This is a genomic window from Paenibacillus glycanilyticus NBRC 16618, from assembly GCF_004000805.1.
GTDB lineage: Bacteria > Bacillota > Bacilli > Paenibacillales > Paenibacillaceae > Pristimantibacillus > Pristimantibacillus glycanilyticus.
Genome location: NZ_BILY01000067.1, coordinates 1 through 17,315, shown reverse-complemented (window position 1 = coordinate 17,315; position 17,315 = coordinate 1). Strand labels below are relative to the sequence as shown.

The following is a 17,315-nucleotide window of genomic DNA, read 5'->3' as shown; positions in this document are numbered from 1 at the left end:
GCTTACGAAGCAAGAATGCCACAATTTTCAGGAGGGACTTATTATTCGAAAACAAGGGTGGTTAATCGGTTTAACGGCAAGCTTGATTATCTTTATCGCTGATGCAATGCTGGCTTCGCGCCATAATGTCTCGCAGCTGGATGAATCGGTTGCGGATTGGTTTGCAAGCATACATAGCGGTACCTTAACCGATGTGTTCAAGGCAATGACAACATTGGGGTCAACGGTAGGCATTATCGCAATTACGCTTTTGCTTGCGATATGGTTTGCCTGGAAGCAGGGGTGGAAGAGCGCGGTTCTGCTCATTGCTGGGGTAGCAGGGGCCTATGTAGTGAATACGCTCGTGAAGTCCGGCTTTGACCGGGCAAGACCGGCAATGGCTTGGGGAATCGAAGCTGACGGATCGAGCTTTCCGAGCGGCAATGCCATGCTGGCTATTGTGATGTACAGTCTGGCGGCGGCCTGGGTTATAGCGGATAGCGGTATAAACCGTACGGTGAAGTGGCTGACGGCTATTATAGCTATTGCATTGATCATACTAATGGGAGCATCGCGTTTATATTTCAGCGTGCATTACGCCACTGACATAATCGGCGGTTATGCAGCCGGATTTGCAATCGTATGCCTCGTAATGGCTCTTGCCGGGGGGAAGAGGCTTAGTAGCCGCTAGTCAATGTTGGACAGCGGCTAATTAAGACTCCCGGATAGCATCCAGCATTTTGTCGATGGATTCCTTGCGTTTGTCTTCGTCCATGTTATTGAGCAGACGGATGATCTCAGCCGCATCTGCTGCTACTTGAGGCTCTGTACCGCGTGTATCACCATCGATAATAAAATCCGTAGTGACTTCAAAAAAGGACGCTAGCTTAATCAGAGTCTCGTACACGGGCTGCCGGTTGTTGATCTCGTAGTGGCTGTAAGCGGATCGCGTTATTCCGATGGATTGTGCAACTATTTCTTGCGATAAGCTTCGCTCTCGGCGCAGCTCCTTTAGGCGATCTCCCATCGTCAAGGTCATTCGCTCCTCACATTGGTATCAATCAAGCAATATGTTACACTCACTAATAGTAATTTATGATACGAATCGTATCATTGTCAAGCTTTATATGAGAAAGTTACTAATATAATAGAAAAAAATAGGAAAGGGGATTGGAAATTATGGTTTTGACCTTTGAATGCGAATGCGGCAACAAAACAGGGCTGTTTGCAACCGGAGACCGCGATGAAACAGGAAGAGAATTTATCGAGCTGGAAGACGATGACCGCATGACTTATATCGTCGGAGAAGACGGAGTACTATTTAAATGTAAGTTTTGCGGATACACTTACCGTATGGACAAGCTATAAAACACAAAAAAATTATCAAAATGCATATTGAAATCCGGCCATGTTCGGAGTAGTATAGAGGATAAGTTGTACGTACAACTTATCCTCTATTTTTATTTTATTTTCAGATCATGTACGTACAAATTCATTCTCAGCTAGGAGGAATTATGGTGTTATCCATTAAACCTTATCAATTTTGGTTTGTAACAGGCAGTCAGCATTTGTACGGTCCAGAGACTTTGGAAGAGGTTGCCGTGCATTCGCAAAGCATTACTGCGGGATTAAACGAATCTTCTAACCTTCCATTTGAGATTGTATACAAACCGGTAGTGACAACTCCGGAGGAAATTTACAAAATTTGCGTTGAAGCGAAAGCGGATCCAAATTGCGCGGGCGTTGTTGCCTGGATGCATACCTTCTCGCCGGCGAAAATGTGGATCAGAGGACTTTCCGAGCTCCGCAAGCCGCTCCTTCATCTGCATACGCAATATAACCGCGATATTCCTTGGGATTCCATTGACATGGACTTTATGAACACGAACCAGTCGGCTCACGGCGACCGCGAATTCGGTCATATTTTTGCCCGTCTTGGCCTTGACCGCAAAGTGGTTACCGGACATTGGCAGGAGGGCGAGGTTCAATCCCGCATCGGCGCATGGATGAACTCCGCTGCAGCGTCCATGGAGAGCAAGAACCTGAAGATCGCAAGATTCGGCGATAATATGCGTCAAGTAGCCGTTACCGAAGGCGATAAAGTCGAAGCGCAAATCCAACTTGGCTGGCAGATTGACGGCTACGGCATCGGTGATCTGGTTGCCAGCATGAACGAAGTGAGCGTTGCAGAGGTACAAGAACTGCTGAACGAGTACACCGAGCGTTACGAGATTGCAAGCAGCGTCCGCGACAATGCCGCAGCTTGGGCAGCTATCGAAGAGCAGGCAAAAATCGAGCTTGGCATGAAGCGGTTCCTGCAAGCAGGCGGTTATACGGCATTCACAACAACCTTCGAAGACCTGCATGGCATGAAGCAGCTTCCGGGTCTGGCTGTTCAGCGCCTGATGGAGCAAGGCTATGGCTTCGGCGGCGAAGGCGACTGGAAGACTGCAGCGCTTACCCGCATTATGAAGCTGATGGCCGGCAATGTTGGCACGTCGTTCATGGAGGATTATACTTACCATCTGGAAAACGGCAACGAGATGATTCTTGGCGCTCATATGCTTGAGGTATGTCCGACAATTGCGGAGAGCAAGCCTCGCATTGAAGTTCATCCGCTCGGAATCGGCGGCAAAGCCGATCCTGCGCGTATCATTTTCGACGGTAAAGCAGGCGAAGCCGTAAACGCATCCCTGGTCGACCTAGGCAACCGTTTCCGTCTGATCATCAACGAAGTTGACGCGGTGAAGGTTGAGAAGGAAATGCCTAAGCTTCCTGTTGCCCGCGTATTGTGGAAGCCGCGTCCATCCCTTCGCGATTCGGCAGAAGCATGGATCTATGCAGGCGGCGCGCATCATACGGTGCTGTCGTATGTCGTAACGACGGATCAGCTTGTTGACTGGGCAGATATGCTCGGCATCGAGGTTGTCGTTATTGACAACAACACAACAATCCGCCAGTTCCGCCAAGAGCTGCGCTGGAACGAACAAAGCTACGGCCGCCGTTAATCCGTAAGGCAGGCAAAAGGGCCATTCCACTTGTCATTGACAATGGGATGGCCCTTTATTTATTTTAAGAAACGGATTTCATGAGTAGCGCCTGGTACAGCGAACTCCAACAGCTTTTGGCCCTCTTGAATGAGATCTAGCTGTTCCTCTTTCGTGAGAGGGCGGAATGGATCGATATGGAGTGCGGCTAGCCCGGTGTCGCGTTCGATGGACCATAATCCTTCGATGTAACCATTCAAAAGAATCGTTGAGCGGAGGATGCCGTTAGCGGTGAAAATTCGTTTGCCATAATTAAGATTCATTACTCGCGCTCGGTCGGCGATACCAAGCAGCATGGGATCAAATTCTCCGAGGAAGCGGACCGGAGGCATGTTGCCGGGATCCGGACGAGGAGCATCGGGCAGATCAAATAACTCATTTCCTAGTTCATCTCGGAAAATAACAAGGCCCGGTCTAAGCTTCTCGAAATAATCCTTAAGTCGTGTAAGCCCGGACCAAGCTTGCATATCCTTAACGGATGCGGGGCCATAGGCACCCAGATAACGCAGTACAAGCTGTTCGACGTCCGGCTGCTCAAGCATAGGCTGCTCCATCCAAACTTCAGCGGAAGTATGAATGGCCTGACCGCTTTCTCCCCACAATCCGCGTGGCGGAACTTGAACGAGAGGGACATAGGTACGTACAGCTGCTGCAAGTGCCTCCGGATCGGAATCCGGCCAATACGGGGCTAGCAGCTTGCCGATCTCGCTGAAGGTAAGGGGCTGCTCCTCTACGAGTTTTCTTCCTTCCGATGCAAGGACGTTCAAATCAACTGCGGCAAGCCGTTTGCCGAAGCTGCCCTTGAGCGCGCGCTCTTGAGCCGGCTGGACCCATGGTCTGAGAAGCAGGCAGTCATTTGCCGATACCAAATGAAGAGTGGAGCGCATCAAAGCGATCCTTACTGCCAACCGATTCGAGATAAGCGTGGATAGATTGTCTGGGACAAATCCCTCAAGCCTTGTCCAAAGCGAGTAGTAAGGTGCTTGGGGAGCTTGGGCCTGCAAACCGATAAACCATTCTAATGCATGGTGAACAGGCGTATTTGAACGTTCGAGCAGCATTTGCCTTGCAAGGATTGCCCGGTTTAGCTCCAATGAGCTTATGGGCATGCCTTTACTAGTCATGGTTACCAACGCCTTTTTATTCAGAATTGCTTTCCAATTCAGAATCTATTTCCAATTAGAGTAGCTCTATTCGGCGAAAGTTACAAGTCTGGCAAGCGATAAAAGAGCAGGTGGGGTTTTATCCATACCTATAAAAAGCCGGCAACAGAAGTGGGGCATCAACCAATTATTGGCGACCCCGGACTTCTTTGCCGGCTTTTTATTGTTATCTCGAAGTTACTGCTGTTTTCTCGCGAGCGGCTGCAGGTGCGGCAGCCCGGTTCTTTCTTTCAATGACCAAGCTGACCAGGTAAACAAGCATAAAGATGACCATGGCTACCGCTGCCCAGCGGTACATGATTGAATAGCTGGAAGCCGAAGCGACGATACCGAGCAGCATGGAGCCTACGGCTACCCCAAAATCAATCGTATTGTAATACAAGCTGTTCGCGAAGCTGACTTGATGAGGAGCTGCCTCGCGCAGCATCCATGCTTGCGTTGTCGGCTGGATGGCGCCAAAACCAAACCCGTACAGCAATGCGGATACGATAATCAACGGAAGGGAGTCTGCATAGGACAAGATGATTAAGCTGGCAATGACAACAAGCGCGCCCGGGATAACGATGGGCATCGGTCCGCGGCGGTCAAACAGCTTGCCGGAAATCGGACGGATAATAAAGACGGTAAATACAATAAATAAGAAGAACAGGCCAATCTGTTCAATATGTTTTTGAGCGCCATAGAGCGCAATAAATCCAAGGATACCGCCGTAAGTAACGGACATTAACACATTAAGAATAGCGGGCACCATCATACGGCCGGTTGAAGATCCGGAAGCCGATTCTCCTGCTCCGGTCTTGTTTGCCGATGGAGCTGGTTTGGCAGGCTGCTTTGGAATGCTGCGCATAACAAGGAGCAACGGAATAATAAGAACGAGGGCAATCGTACCGATCATCGCGAGGGTCGTAAATCCAAATTGCTTAATGACGGAAAGACCAATCATAGGACCAAGGGACATAGCGATACTGGTCGATAAACCGAAGTAACCGATGCCTTCTCCGGTTCTTTTCTTCGGGATAATCTGCGACACCAAGGTAGGGATAATGGTACTCGTCATCCCGAAGCCGATACCAAACAACGCGCGAAGAATAAGAAGCGATGTCATGGAGCCCGCGAACGGGTAGAGGACAGTTGCTATTGCTGCCAATACAAGACCCACGAACAAAATAACATTGCGGTGAACCTTGCGAAGCAAGGCAGCGGTGGCAAACCGCGTAACGATTGCGGCTAAGGCGAATAGGCTTGTTACAAGACTAAGCGCGAAGTTATTCGGATGAAATTGTTCTTTCGCGTAAGTAGGGAATGGAGACAGCAGCATTTGCAGGCTCAAGAACAGCAGTAAATAGCTGACCGTTAAGGTTACGAATGACCGGCTCCATAGTTTGTCTGTTTGTATGTTCATGTTGCTCATTACTCCTTTTCTTGATCGATTAAGCCTTTTGCATGTTCATTTAACTTTTTCAGAAGGCTTGTCATTTGCTCGTATTCGTCCGTAGACAAGACTTGCGCGATTTCGACCATCGTGCTGTATTCAATCGGTTCGATGGCATCCGCCGTCGCTCGTCCTTGCTCGGTGATAAAAACCTGGAAGGAACGCCGGTCATGCTCGCTGGCACGCTTCGTAACAAAGCCTTTTGCTTCCAGGGAATCGAGGATTCGGGTTGTTGTAGGCTTGTCTTTGCCCGCACGGTCGGCAATTTCCTTCTGTATTAAGCCGTCTTCCTCGCGGACACGGTAGAGAACGGCCCATTGTTCGGGTGTTAAGCCAAATTCCTTAATGCGGGAGCTAAAGAAATTCGTCAGCTTCCGGTAGGTTGCTCCAAGCAGGAAGCCAATCGAATGATCCAATCCTTTCTGATGCATAGCGAATCACGCTCCAAAATTAGTTGTTATAACAACTATATGCCTGACAACTAATTTTGTCAATTCGAAAATAGTGGATTGGAAACGGAGAATGCGGGAAAAATAAACGGACTACACATAGAGGAGCAGAAAGAGGAATGAGAAAAACATCAGCATGGATCCATACCTTATGGATCGCAGCCGTTTTGTCCTTGCTGGTTGCGCAGCATCCGGCTGAAGCACAGCAGGGGCCGTTTCATTTCGGATTCAAGAAAAGCGTAGGTGGACAGCTGCCGTCCATTAATGAAGAGGGCTTCAAGGATATTGTCATGAAGCATGGGGCGATTTTTCTCGGGGACACAACCAAGAAGGAGCTGTACATGACCTTCGATAACGGGTACGAGAACGGGTATACCCCGAAGGTGCTGGACGTGCTTAAGGAGAAGCAAGTGCCCGCGATCTTTTTCGTGACGGGGCATTACGTGAAGGACCAGCCGGAGCTGGTAAAGCGAATGGTCAATGAGGGACATCTGGTTGGCAATCATTCCTGGACGCATCCGGATATGACACAGATCTCGTCGAACCAGATCCGTACGGAGCTCGAAAAGGTAAGAGAGCAGGTCCAATCGTTGACCGGTCAGCAAGCCATGACCTACCTGCGGCCGCCAAGAGGAATCTTCAGCGATAATGTTCTTGCGGTAAGCAAGGATTCAGGATATACGAACGTTTTCTGGTCCGTCGCTTATAAGGATTGGGACGTCAATCAGCAAAAAGGAGCGGGCTTCGCCTTTAATCAAGTCGTCGCGCAGCTTCATCCCGGAGCGGTAATCCTGCTTCATACCGTATCCAAAGACAATGCCGCCGCGCTCGGCTCGATTATTGACGAAGCCCGCAAGCAAGGCTATGAATTTAAAAGTCTCGATCAAATGGCTGTCAAGACGTATGGCAATTAATTCGAAATAAGATGCTCGGAAGGTTCAAGAACGATAGACCAGCCGAACGGATCTTCAACCGTACCCTTTTGAATACCGGTCAGCGTGTCGTACAGCTTTTGCGACAGCTCGCCGGTATTTCCTCCGTTAATGACGTAACGCGTACCTTCCCAAGACAATTCTCCGATTGGAGAAATAACAGCGGCAGTACCCGTACCAAACGCTTCCACAAGACGGCCTTCCTGATGAGCCGTAATCACTTCGTCAACCGACAGCTGTCTTTCTTCTACCGGCACGTTCATATGCTTGAGCAGACGGATGATCGAGTCGCGCGTAATACCGTCAAGGATACTTCCGTTCAGGGCAGGGGTTACAACCGTACCGTCAATGTTGAAGAAGACGTTCATGCTGCCGACTTCCTCGATATATTTGCGGTGAACGCCGTCCAGCCACAGAACCTGGGATGCGCCTTGCGCATACGCTTCTTCTTGCGCTTTCAAGCTTGCCGCGTAGTTGCCGGCAGTCTTCGCGTTGCCCACGCCGCCGCGTACCGCGCGAACGTATTGGGATTCCACGTGGATTTTAACCGGATGAATGCCTTCCGCGTAGTAAGAGCCTACCGGGGACATGATGATCATGAACATGTATTGCGTCGATGCGTTAACGCCAAGCTGGGCTTCGGTTGCGATAACGAATGGACGTACGTACAGGGAAGTTTCCGCGTCGGAAGGGATCCAGTCACGGTCTGTCAAGATAAGCTGCTTTAGTGCTTCAAGCGCCAGTTCCTCGTCAACGGCAGGGATGCTGAGACGCGCATTGGAACGGTTGAGGCGCGCCATGTTCTGCTCCGGACGGAACATACGGATTTTGCCATCGCCGGTCAGGTAAGCTTTAAGGCCTTCAAAGATCGTTTGGCCATAATGGAACACTTTTGCCGCCGGATCGAGAGTAATCGGCTGATAAGGGACGATACGCGGGTTGTACCAGCCGCCCTTGGCTGCATCATAGTCCAAAATGAACATATGGTCCGTGTAGTACTTGCCGAATCCAAGCTCGGATGCTTTAGGTTTTTGCTTTTTGTTAGTAGAAAGTTCTATGGTAATGGCCTTGTTCATCGTCTTTGATCTCTCCTTGTTGCTCGTTTATAGTTGAATCGTACCATGCCAGCCGATATATTTAAAGTATCTGTTTTATCGCGAACGCATACCGAAAAGGTATATTGGGGGCTGGTTATGGATATTCGACAGTTAAGGTACTTTTTGGCGATCGCCAAGGAAGGACAAATTACCCGGGCAGCGAAAGCGCTTAATATGGAGCAGCCGCCGCTAAGCCGTCAACTGAAGCTGATGGAGGATGAATTAGGCGTAACTTTGTTTGACCGGAGCGGTAAGGGGCTAAGTCTGACGCATGCTGGCGAGCTTCTGCGGGATAAAGCAGAGAAGCTGCTGCAGGAATTTAACGAAACCATGCATGAGGTTAAGGAGCTCGACGCGGGCTTGCACGGCATGCTGGCTATCGGTTCGGTTGTGTCCTGCATTTCGCTGTTGCCGCCGCCCATCGAGCAATTCCGCAGACTGTATCCGAATGTAACGTTCAAAATCTGGGAAGGCGATCACTTCATTCTCGGCAATTTGCTGGAGAAGCGGGATATCGAGCTGATTGTCGCGAGGCTTCCCTTTGAATCGACGCTGCATACGCAGCCCTATTCGGTGCTTCCGCTTCCTTCCGATCCGTACGTAGCCGTTCTTCCTGCCAGCTGGGTGAGTGCCCCGGATAAAAATACGATGCTGATGAGCGAGCTTGCGGATATGCCGTTTCTGACCCTCAAGACGGACAAAACAATCGGGATGCATCATCGCGTAATGATTGAAGCGAGGGCGCATGGCTTCGAACCAAAGGTCATCTGCGAATGCTCCAGCGTTGCGATCATTGTAGCCCTTGTGGCGGCCGGTATCGGCGCGACGGTATTTCCCAAATCGGTTATGGCCTCGTTTCCGCTTCCTACCATTAAAATGCTTACCATCTCGGATGCCGATTTTCAATCGGAGGTCGGCATTATCTGGCTGAAGGACCGGTACCTGTCGAAGAGTGCCCGGAACTTTATCCGGTTGTTCGAAGAATAAAAAAAGGATGCAGCATCGTATGCTGCATCCTATTCTTTATCCGTTCACTTTGATCTCGAGAAGTTCATATTTGATGACGCCGATTGGCGCATCCACGCTGATGACGTCCCCAACGGATTTGCCCATAAGCGCCTGGCCCATCGGGCTCTCGTAAGAGATCTTGTTCTCGAATACGTCGGCTTCCGCAGGTCCTACGAGGCGGTATTCGATTTTCTCCGCGACTTCAATGTCGTTCAAAACCACAATGGAGCCTACGCCAACTTTCGTTGTATCTTTCGAATTGGATACCCGGGCCGTCTTGAGCATTTTCTCCAGCTGCGCAATGCGGGTCTCCATGAAGGCTTGGTCGTCTTTCGCCGAATGGTATTCGCTGTTTTCCTTCAGGTCTCCATAGCTGATGGCTACTTTCAGACGATGCGCCAGCTCGGAGCGTTTGACCGTCTTCAGCTCTTCCAGCTCATCCTCTAATTTTTTTAGTCCTTCAGGGGTTAAAATGATTTCGTTTTGTGCCAAGCTCGACAACTCCTGCCATTGATTTTCGTTGATTCGTTTCCTACATCTTACACTATCCATTAGGGAAAAGAAACTTGGGCAAAGCTCCCAGCAGGAATATAAAACTAACATATTTCTAACTAAAACGAAATCGAAAACTCAAATTTATAGTGTAGGATATGTCGTGCTGGCATCGCGTATATATTTTTTCGAACGGACCTCGATCAACATGAACAACCACCTCAGACAGAGGTCTTTTTGACATGCCGCCGCCGACATTACAGAGAGGGAGTCATTGAGAGAAATGCTGAAGAAGAGGTTCGAACTACCCAGGTTATTTCAAACGCGGAAAATTGCCCACCGCATGTTGATCACGACGCTGATTATCGCGATTGCGATTGTAGCGTCCATGTCGACAGCTTTATTTCTTGCGAACTCCTCGTTGTTCAAGAGCCAGATCAAGAGGGAGCTTGCCCAGAAGGCCGATGTCATTACCGCAAGGCTCGACGAAGATCTGCAGTCCAAGGTATCCAAAATCAACGCCCTGGCGGGAGTTGGGCAATACTATGGCCGGGATGCCGGGAAGCACCGGGAATTGATTGAGCATTTCATTAAAGAAAACCCGGAATTGATGTCCCCGGGCTATTCGCTTGACATGACAGGCAAAAATTTTGTTTCCGCGCAATCCGGCGACAAGATTGATTTGTCGGAACGGCCGTATTTCAAATCCTTGTCGGAAGGCAATTTGACGGTCAGCGATCCGCTGGTGAATAAACTCGATCCTTCCAAGGTATCTATCGTAATCGCAGCACCTCTCAAACAGGATGGAAAAGCTTACGGCTTCTATGCATTCGGTTATGAAATTAACAAAGCCGCGGCGATTGTTAGCGAAACGAAAGTCGGAAAAACCGGCTACGCGATTCTGCTGGACAGCAACGGGCTTGTTGTCAGTCATCCGAAAGCAGACTTGGTCATGAAGAAAACCGTTTACGACATGAACATGCCGGAAACCGTGAAGGCTTTCGAAATGGCTAAGCAGGGCAAGGACACGAACTACTCCTATACCTTTAACGGGGAGAAAAAGATCGGCTATGCCGAAGCGACGCGGAACGGCTATGTCATTCAATTATCGATCTCGGAGCAAGAAGCGATGCAGCCCGTTACGAACATGCTCTGGAAAACGATCGGCGTTGCTCTCGCGGTAACCCTTCTTGCTCTAATCGCTACCTATATATCCGCCAATCAAATGGCGAAACCGATTGTTTACATATCAAATGTCATTAAAACCCTCGCAAGCGGGGATCTGCGGCCAAGACTGGAAGTCAAGACGAAAAACGAGCTTGGCCAGCTTGCGGATAATATGAATGAGATGCTTGATTCGTTCTCCGATACGATCGGCAAAGTCAGCTTCGCGGCGGAGCAGCTGGCCGCTTCCTCCGAAGAGCTGACTGCTTCATCCATTGATTCCGTCGATATTTCGAGCCGTATCGGAGAAGCGATACATAATGTGGCATCAGCCGGGGAGAATCAAATGATCTCTGCCGAGCAGACCTCTACTGCGATGGAAGAGATGGCTTCCGGCGTGCAGCGGATTGCCGAATCCTCATCGGTCGTTGCGGAAGCTTCGCAGACCTCGCTTGAAGAAGTGCAGCTTGGCCAGGTTGCCGTCACTCATGCCGTTGAGCAGATGAAGCTTATTCACGCGTCCGCAATCAAGTCGGCCGATGAAGTCCGCGATCTGGAGCTTAAGTCGAACCAGATCGGCAGCATTGTATCGGTTATTCAGGAAATCACGAATCAGACGCAGCTGTTATCGCTTAATGCATCCATTGAAGCTGCACGGGCAGGGGAGCATGGCAGAGGTTTTGCCGTAGTCGCCAATGAAGTGAAAAAGCTGGCGGAGCAGTCGGCGCAATCCGCGTCCGAAATTACGGCGTTGATCCAGGAAGTACAAGGAACAACGATACGCGCCGCACATGCGATGAATCAAGGCGTGAATGATGTAGAGATTGGATCGGAGCTTATTAATGAAGCGGGCGAAGTATTTGGCCGCATGACCGCAACCTTCCAGGAGATCTCCAGTCAAATCCAAGAGGTGTCTGCCGCATCGGAGCAAATGTCCGCGGGGACGGAAGAGGTTACGGCGTCGATGACCGAGATTGTATCGATGACGCAAACCACGCATAACCATTCTCAAGATATTTCGCAGGGGGCCTCGAAGCAGCTGTCATCCATGAAGGATATTTCGGCGTCCGCCGAGGATTTGAGCCATATGGCACAGCATTTGCAGGAAGTGCTGTCGAAATTCAAAACGAATTAACAGGTTTTGATTATTTATATCGAAAATGGTACAGTATGGAAGGGTAGCCATCCAACGATTTTATAATCGTCATACAAGGAGAGATTGAGATGTCAGTTGATGCTTATTTGAACTTTGACGGAAATTGCCGTGAAGCGGCGGAGTTTTATGCCGAAGTATTTGGACTGGACAAGCCTAAACTGATGACGTTTGGCGAAGTTCCTCCCAACCCGGAATATCCTTTGCCGGAAGAAGCGAAAAACTTGATCATGCACACGCGCCTGAATATTGGCGGCAGCAACGTGATGTTCTCCGACGTATTCCCGGGCATGCCGTTTACGGTAGGCAACAATATTTCGCTGGCCTTCGTGGAGGAAGATGAAGCCAAACTCCGTTCGGCCTTCGATCGTCTGAAGGTTGGCGGCAACATCGCGATGGAGCTGCAGGAGACGTTCTGGAGCAAGCTGTACGGTCAGGTTACCGATAAATTCGGTATTCATTGGCAGTTCAATCTCGGAATTGGCGAATACTAACTAATAGTTATCTAACAAAAATAGAAGGAACCAGTAGTCTGTTTGGGCAGGTACTGGTTCTTTTTTTATACCGGAAAGGAGTATCGCATAAGGCATGATTAAGAAGATGACGCATTCCAATAAAGATGATTATAACAAGTCCAACGAAAGCTTCCTTGTAACCGGACGAATAATCCCCAAGTTTGAAAACGATCATTGGACCTATACGGAAGAGAGCTTTTCTGAACCGTACTTGAAGAAATATGAGAACGATGATATTGACGAATCGTATATGGAGCATGCCGAAAAGGCTGTTTTTTTCTACTACGCTGACGATAAATGCATTGGCCGGATTAAACTCCGTTCCAATTGGAACGGCTTTGCGCTTGTAGTAGATATCGGGGTATCCGCCAGCAGTCGTCAGCAAGGCATCGGAACCCGATTGCTAGAAAAAGCGGTCGAGTGGGCAAGGCAAAATCATCAGATTGGTCTTATGCTCGAGACGCAAGACGTCAATTTATCTGCATGCCGTTTCTATGCCAGGAATCATTTTATCATCGGCGGGGTGGATACGATGCTCTACTCCAAATTTTCCACGGCACGGGAGAAGGCTATTTTTTGGTATCGCAAATTTTAAATACGGTTTAGCAGAGAGTAGATGTAAGTATCATGCGCCTTCCCGTCTTGAACCATATAGTCCCTAAGAATGCCTTCTTGTTGAAACCCCAGCTTTGTCAGCAGATGATTCGAGGCTACGTTTTCCTTAAACACTACGGCACCAATGCGATTGAGCTTAAGCTCTTGAAATCCGAACCGCAGAACTGCGGAAATCGCTTCAGAGGCGTATCCATTCCTCCAGGATTCGGGAAGAAGCTCATATCCAACCTCGGCTCTTCTATGCTTGGGAGACCACTGATTAAAGCCGATGGTACCGATAAGATTCTTTGCTTCCTTACGTTCAATTCCCCAGCGAATGCCGCGCTTTTCCGCATAGCTTCTTGAGAAAAAATCAATAAGTGCCTGTGCCTGGTCCATATGCTCCAACGCTTCTTGTCCTTAATACATGGTAACCTGTTTGTTCGAAAAGCAAGCAAAGATGTCGGATCGATCCTCGCACGTGATCTCTCTTAATAGCAATCGGTCAGTCTCTAGAACAGGGAACATGCGGTTCCTCCTTCACGCTACTTTGCAAAACAAGAACAAATGTTCTATAATGGGCATATGACTACGACAAAGAGATTATCGAAGAGAGGTACTCCATTGGCTGAGCCGTTAAAAGATATGTACGACGAAGCTTTCCTGCGGCAATTCGCGGATAAAGTGCTGGCCGCTTATCCAGCGTTTGCGAAAGAGGCTTTTGTGACTGAAGTTATGAATGAAGAGTGGAACGAGCTGGCGTTGAAAGGGAGGATCAGGCAAATCTCAACGGTACTGGGCAGGCATTTGCCGGCAAATTACGGCGACGCGCTTGCAGTCTTGTATGCGATCTGCGAAGAGTGCAGCGGATTCCCGTATCTGTTCTTCCCGGATTTCGTTGAGGTGTACGGCGGAGCCGAGGAGCATTGGGAGCTGTCCATGCAAGCCCTGGAGAGATTTACTCCGAAATCTTCGGCGGAATTCGCCGTCCGCGTGTTTTTGCTGCGTGATCCCGAGCGTATGATGAAGCAAATGCTGACCTGGGCAAGCGACCCGAATGAACATGTGCGAAGACTGGCAAGCGAAGGCTGCAGGCCTCGTCTTCCATGGGGCCAAGCTCTTCCCGTCTTTAAGAAAGACCCTTCGCCGCTGCTTCCGGTACTGGAATTGTTGAAGGCGGATCCTTCGCTTTACGTGCGCAAGAGCGTCGCCAACAATCTGAACGATATCGCGAAGGATCATCCGGATGTTGTACTGGGCATAGCCCGGCGCTGGCAGGGGCAGGATCCTTACACGGATTGGATTATCCGTCATGCTTGCCGGAATCTGGTTCGCCAAGCACATCCGGAGGCGCTGGCTATTTTCGGTTATGCAATGTCCGATGATTCGACCCCCATTGTTACGTCCGCAGATCTGCAGGCCCGGCCTTCCATTCTGGCAATCGGCGATAGCTGCAGACTGGAATATGCCTTGCAAATCCAAGAGGGGGAGCCGATGCATCTTAGAATTGAATACGGAATAGATTTCGTGAAATCGGGCGGCAAAACTTCACGCAAGTTGTTCCTCTTATCAGACAAGACGGTTCCGGGCGGTTCAAAGCTTTCTGGCAGCAGGGTTCACCGGTTCGCGGAATTATCTACCCGGCGGCATTACGTGGGAGAGCACCGTATCGTGTTGATGGTAAATGGTATTGAAACGGCTTCCACGGTAATTGATCTGCGACCGCAAGCTGAATAGAGAGAAGAAGAGCTATGCCTTGGCATAGCTCTTTATTTCGAATTGGTAAAAGGCAGCCGGGTACGTCTCCATGGCAAGTCTCTCATTCACTAACGCAAATCCATGCTGTTCGTAAAATTGCCGCAGAGCAGCACGGTCGGCGGCACAGTCCAGCTTCAGAAATCTTTTTTGGGAGACTTCGGCAAGATTTTTCGCATACCCGATCATTCTGTCAGATAATCAGGTCTTCGCATATTTTCGCCTAATACACAGCTTGTGGAGGTATAAAGCCTCGCCCTCCGGGTCTTCCGGCCAGAAAAAGCTGTCCTCATCCTGCAAAATCATAACCCCGGCAATCTTACCATCCATAAAGGCCGCAAAAAAATTGTTTATCGTAAGTCCGTCCATCAAGCTGTGCGCTTGAAGATCGGCTTCATCCCACATCCGTTTTTTGTTAGCGGCTATCCAACTTGCGCCTTCCATTAAAACCTCAATAAACAGGTCAATCTCAGATTCGCGAATGCTTCGGATTTCCACGTATGGATTACCTCTTCCCCTGTGAAGTTAGTACGAGATCATTGCGCCCCGCTCGTCGAATACGGCAGAGGGATTCCAGGCCACTTCCCACAGGTTGTTCTCCGGATCGGCGAAATACGCCGTACGGCCTCCCCAGAACGCATCGCTAGGCTCTCTTAATATCGTACCGCCAATCTCACGGATTTGTTCAATGACCGAGTCTACTTGCGAAGGCTCGTCCAAGTTAATGGCAAATGAAACCGCACGGTAGCTATTTCTGTCTTGGGTAAAGGTTATTCCGGCATCCTTGGCGAGTTCTTCAATCGGGAATAGGGTCAAAATGACGCCTGCAGTCGTAAATGCAGCATAGTTATCCGAACTGTGGGCGGTTTCCTCCCAGCCAAGCTTCTGGTAGAAAGCACGAAGCGCAGGCAAATCGTAAGCACCAATCGTGATCAAGCTGACACGCTGAGGGATCATATAGGTTGTCCTCCTAAAAAATATGAAATATTGGAATATGGAACCAATTATACCGTTTAGGAATTTGGAGAGGCAATAGAGAAATGCGAACAGCTAGTTATGTTAAAAACCTTTTGCACGTAAATATATAGGTTGCAGCAGCGGTTGTAATTGTACGTTGAGCCTTTGGAGAAGCACGGGGAGGTGGAACGGTTGAAACGCCGGAAACCGATGAAAGGCGCTTTGGGAAACCAGAATAGACATAAATCCCAAATAAAAGGATTTGGGCAAGAAACGGGTACGGTTTTGCAGCTTCTGCAAGAGTTAAGGACGATTATACCAATTGTGCTGAAGGATGCTCCAACTCCCCAAGCAATCGCATACCTTCAGGAGCTTTTAAGCAGGGTGCTGAAAATAACGGAGTGCTCGAGAATAAAAAATGCGAACAAAGCCCGTCTGGTTGCCAGAATAGAGCTGGCACTAGTAACGGCTAAAATAACTCCTTTTGCAACCCTGAGCGTCGGTATTGCCTTACAGCAACTGATGAATGTTTTGTTGTCTATCGTGAGGCAGGGTTGTCTGGATCCCAGTTATACGTGCCGGTTCGTAACCATTATTTCTTCTATTCAGGCGATATTGGCGGATGCGTTAAGATGCCATTGCCAACCGGGTGCCACGGGAGCTACCGGGCCGGCAGGACCTGCGGGGCCTCAAGGTGCGCAAGGAGTGCAAGGTGCGCAGGGGGCACAAGGAGCTCAGGGGGCGCAAGGAGCACAAGGTGTGCAAGGGCTTGTTGGAGCAACCGGTGCGACTGGGGCGGTAGGTGATCCGGGAGTGACGGGTTCAACCGGTGCAACCGGTGAAGCAGGAGCAACTGGGCCAACAGGGGCTACCGGTGTAACAGGGCCAACAGGCAGTAGCGGAGGTGAAACCGGAGCTACAGGTAATACTGGCGCAACAGGAGCTACAGGTGCGACAGGTACAACGGGAGCTACGGGTTCGACGGGGGCAACGGGTGCAACAGGAGCTACAGGGGCTACAGGGGCGACGGGTGAAACGGGAGCTACAGGTGCAACGGGTGCGACGGGGACAGCGGGAGCGACGGGAGCAACGGGTGCGACGGGGGCGACAGGCGAGACGGGAGCTACAGGTGCCACGGGAGCGACGGGAGCGACGGGGACGACGGGTGCCACGGGGGCGACAGGCGAGACGGGAGCAACAGGTGCAACGGGAGCAACAGGTGCAACAGGAGCAACAGGAGCAACAGGAGTTACGGGTGCGACAGGGGCCACAGGAGCGACAGGGGCGACAGGTGCGACGGGAGCAACAGGAGCAACAGGAGCGACAGGAGCCACGGGCGAGACGGGAGCGACAGGCGCAACAGGAGCGACGGGTGCGACAGGCGAAACGGGTGCGACAGGAGCAACGGGAGTAACGGGCGCGACGGGGGCAACGGGAGCGACGGGCGAGACGGGTGCCGCGGGGGCGACGGGAGCGACGGGTGCGACGGGTGCGACGGGAGCGACGGGTGCGACGGGTGCCACGGGAGCGACAGGGGCCACGGGAGCTACAGGAGCCACGGGCGAGACGGGAGCAACA

At 50.4% G+C, this 17,315-nt stretch carries 18 protein-coding genes and 1 pseudogene; 10 read left to right on the top strand and 9 right to left on the bottom strand.

Annotated elements, in window-relative coordinates; genetic code table 11:
* On the top strand, nt 1–670 hold a 670-nt coding region (locus PGL01S_RS29730; protein WP_164775637.1), incomplete at its 5' end, for a phosphatase PAP2 family protein.
* A gap of 21 nt (nt 671–691) precedes the next feature.
* Here the strand turns inward: PGL01S_RS29730 and PGL01S_RS29725 are convergent.
* Nucleotides 692–1,006, bottom strand: coding sequence for a helix-turn-helix domain-containing protein (locus PGL01S_RS29725; RefSeq protein WP_236013277.1), 315 nt, complete (start codon nt 1,004–1,006; stop codon nt 692–694).
* A 152-nt stretch (nt 1,007–1,158) separates the two neighbouring features.
* Between PGL01S_RS29725 and PGL01S_RS29720 the strand changes: the two genes are divergently transcribed.
* Nucleotides 1,159–1,347, top strand: coding sequence for a hypothetical protein (locus PGL01S_RS29720; RefSeq protein WP_015844100.1), 189 nt, complete (start codon nt 1,159–1,161; stop codon nt 1,345–1,347).
* 149 nt (nt 1,348–1,496) lie between these two features.
* Nucleotides 1,497–2,987 carry an L-arabinose isomerase gene (araA, locus tag PGL01S_RS29715; protein WP_127499215.1) on the top strand — a complete coding sequence of 497 codons (1,491 nt, stop codon included), beginning with the start codon at nt 1,497–1,499 and terminating at the stop codon, nt 2,985–2,987.
* A gap of 59 nt (nt 2,988–3,046) precedes the next feature.
* Here the strand turns inward: araA and PGL01S_RS29710 are convergent, their stop codons facing one another.
* From PGL01S_RS29710 to PGL01S_RS29700, 3 genes are all read right to left on the bottom strand, one after another.
* On the bottom strand, nt 3,047–4,150 hold the full coding sequence (locus PGL01S_RS29710) for a winged helix DNA-binding domain-containing protein (RefSeq protein ID WP_127499211.1): 1,104 nt from the start codon (nt 4,148–4,150) through the stop codon (nt 3,047–3,049).
* Nucleotides 4,151–4,355: 205 nt separating this feature from the next.
* A complete protein-coding gene (locus PGL01S_RS29705) occupies nt 4,356–5,591 on the bottom strand; it encodes an MFS transporter (RefSeq protein ID WP_127499209.1) in 1,236 nt (411 codons plus the stop codon).
* A gap of 8 nt (nt 5,592–5,599) precedes the next feature.
* Entirely contained in the window at nt 5,600–6,052 is a 453-nt protein-coding gene (locus PGL01S_RS29700; RefSeq protein WP_127499207.1) for a MarR family winged helix-turn-helix transcriptional regulator, read from the bottom strand.
* A 137-nt stretch (nt 6,053–6,189) separates the two neighbouring features.
* Between PGL01S_RS29700 and pdaA the strand changes: the two genes are divergently transcribed.
* Nucleotides 6,190–6,984: a delta-lactam-biosynthetic de-N-acetylase gene (gene pdaA / locus PGL01S_RS29695; protein WP_127499205.1), complete on the top strand. Its 795-nt coding sequence runs from the start codon at nt 6,190–6,192 to the stop codon at nt 6,982–6,984.
* Here pdaA and PGL01S_RS29690 read toward each other — a convergent pair.
* Nucleotides 6,981–8,078: a branched-chain amino acid aminotransferase gene (locus PGL01S_RS29690; RefSeq protein ID WP_127499203.1), complete on the bottom strand. Its 1,098-nt coding sequence runs from the start codon at nt 8,076–8,078 to the stop codon at nt 6,981–6,983. The two genes, pdaA and PGL01S_RS29690, sit on opposite strands and share 4 nt — an antisense overlap.
* 117 nt (nt 8,079–8,195) lie before the next feature.
* Between PGL01S_RS29690 and PGL01S_RS29685 the strand changes: the two genes are divergently transcribed.
* Entirely contained in the window at nt 8,196–9,086 is an 891-nt protein-coding gene (locus PGL01S_RS29685; RefSeq protein WP_127499201.1) for a LysR family transcriptional regulator, read from the top strand.
* Between the two features lie 36 nt (nt 9,087–9,122).
* Here the strand turns inward: PGL01S_RS29685 and greA are convergent, their stop codons facing one another.
* Nucleotides 9,123–9,599 (bottom strand): transcription elongation factor GreA, encoded by a 477-nt coding sequence (gene greA, locus PGL01S_RS29680; RefSeq protein ID WP_127499198.1) that lies wholly within the window; start codon nt 9,597–9,599, stop codon nt 9,123–9,125.
* A gap of 343 nt (nt 9,600–9,942) precedes the next feature.
* Between greA and PGL01S_RS29675 the strand changes: the two genes are divergently transcribed.
* The 3 genes from PGL01S_RS29675 (at nt 9,943) to PGL01S_RS29665 (ending at nt 13,026) form a co-directional block, all read left to right on the top strand.
* Nucleotides 9,943–11,898: a methyl-accepting chemotaxis protein gene (locus PGL01S_RS29675; protein WP_164775635.1), complete on the top strand. Its 1,956-nt coding sequence runs from the start codon at nt 9,943–9,945 to the stop codon at nt 11,896–11,898.
* A gap of 89 nt (nt 11,899–11,987) precedes the next feature.
* The gene (locus tag PGL01S_RS29670) at nt 11,988–12,410 is read left to right on the top strand and encodes a VOC family protein (protein ID WP_127499194.1); all 423 of its coding nucleotides are present in this window, start codon (nt 11,988–11,990) and stop codon (nt 12,408–12,410) included.
* 94 nt (nt 12,411–12,504) lie between these two features.
* Nucleotides 12,505–13,026, top strand: coding sequence for a GNAT family N-acetyltransferase (locus PGL01S_RS29665; protein ID WP_127499192.1), 522 nt, complete (start codon nt 12,505–12,507; stop codon nt 13,024–13,026).
* Here the strand turns inward: PGL01S_RS29665 and PGL01S_RS29660 are convergent.
* Nucleotides 13,023–13,553: pseudogene (locus PGL01S_RS29660) on the bottom strand (GNAT family N-acetyltransferase). The gene PGL01S_RS29665 and the pseudogene PGL01S_RS29660 sit on opposite strands and share 4 nt — an antisense overlap.
* A 96-nt stretch (nt 13,554–13,649) precedes the next feature.
* On the opposite strand from PGL01S_RS29660, the gene PGL01S_RS29655 reads away from it, so the two are divergent.
* Nucleotides 13,650–14,762, top strand: a complete 1,113-nt coding sequence (locus tag PGL01S_RS29655) for a DNA alkylation repair protein (protein ID WP_127499190.1) — start codon at nt 13,650–13,652, stop codon at nt 14,760–14,762.
* 219 nt (nt 14,763–14,981) lie between these two features.
* Here the strand turns inward: PGL01S_RS29655 and PGL01S_RS29650 are convergent, their stop codons facing one another.
* Nucleotides 14,982–15,278 (bottom strand): hypothetical protein, encoded by a 297-nt coding sequence (locus PGL01S_RS29650; RefSeq protein WP_127499188.1) that lies wholly within the window; start codon nt 15,276–15,278, stop codon nt 14,982–14,984.
* A gap of 27 nt (nt 15,279–15,305) precedes the next feature.
* A complete protein-coding gene (locus PGL01S_RS29645) occupies nt 15,306–15,737 on the bottom strand; it encodes a VOC family protein (RefSeq protein WP_127499186.1) in 432 nt (143 codons plus the stop codon).
* A 192-nt stretch (nt 15,738–15,929) separates the two neighbouring features.
* On the opposite strand from PGL01S_RS29645, the gene PGL01S_RS29640 reads away from it, so the two are divergent.
* A partial coding sequence (locus PGL01S_RS29640; protein WP_164775634.1) for a collagen-like repeat preface domain-containing protein occupies nt 15,930–17,315 on the top strand: 1,386 nt, incomplete at its 3' end.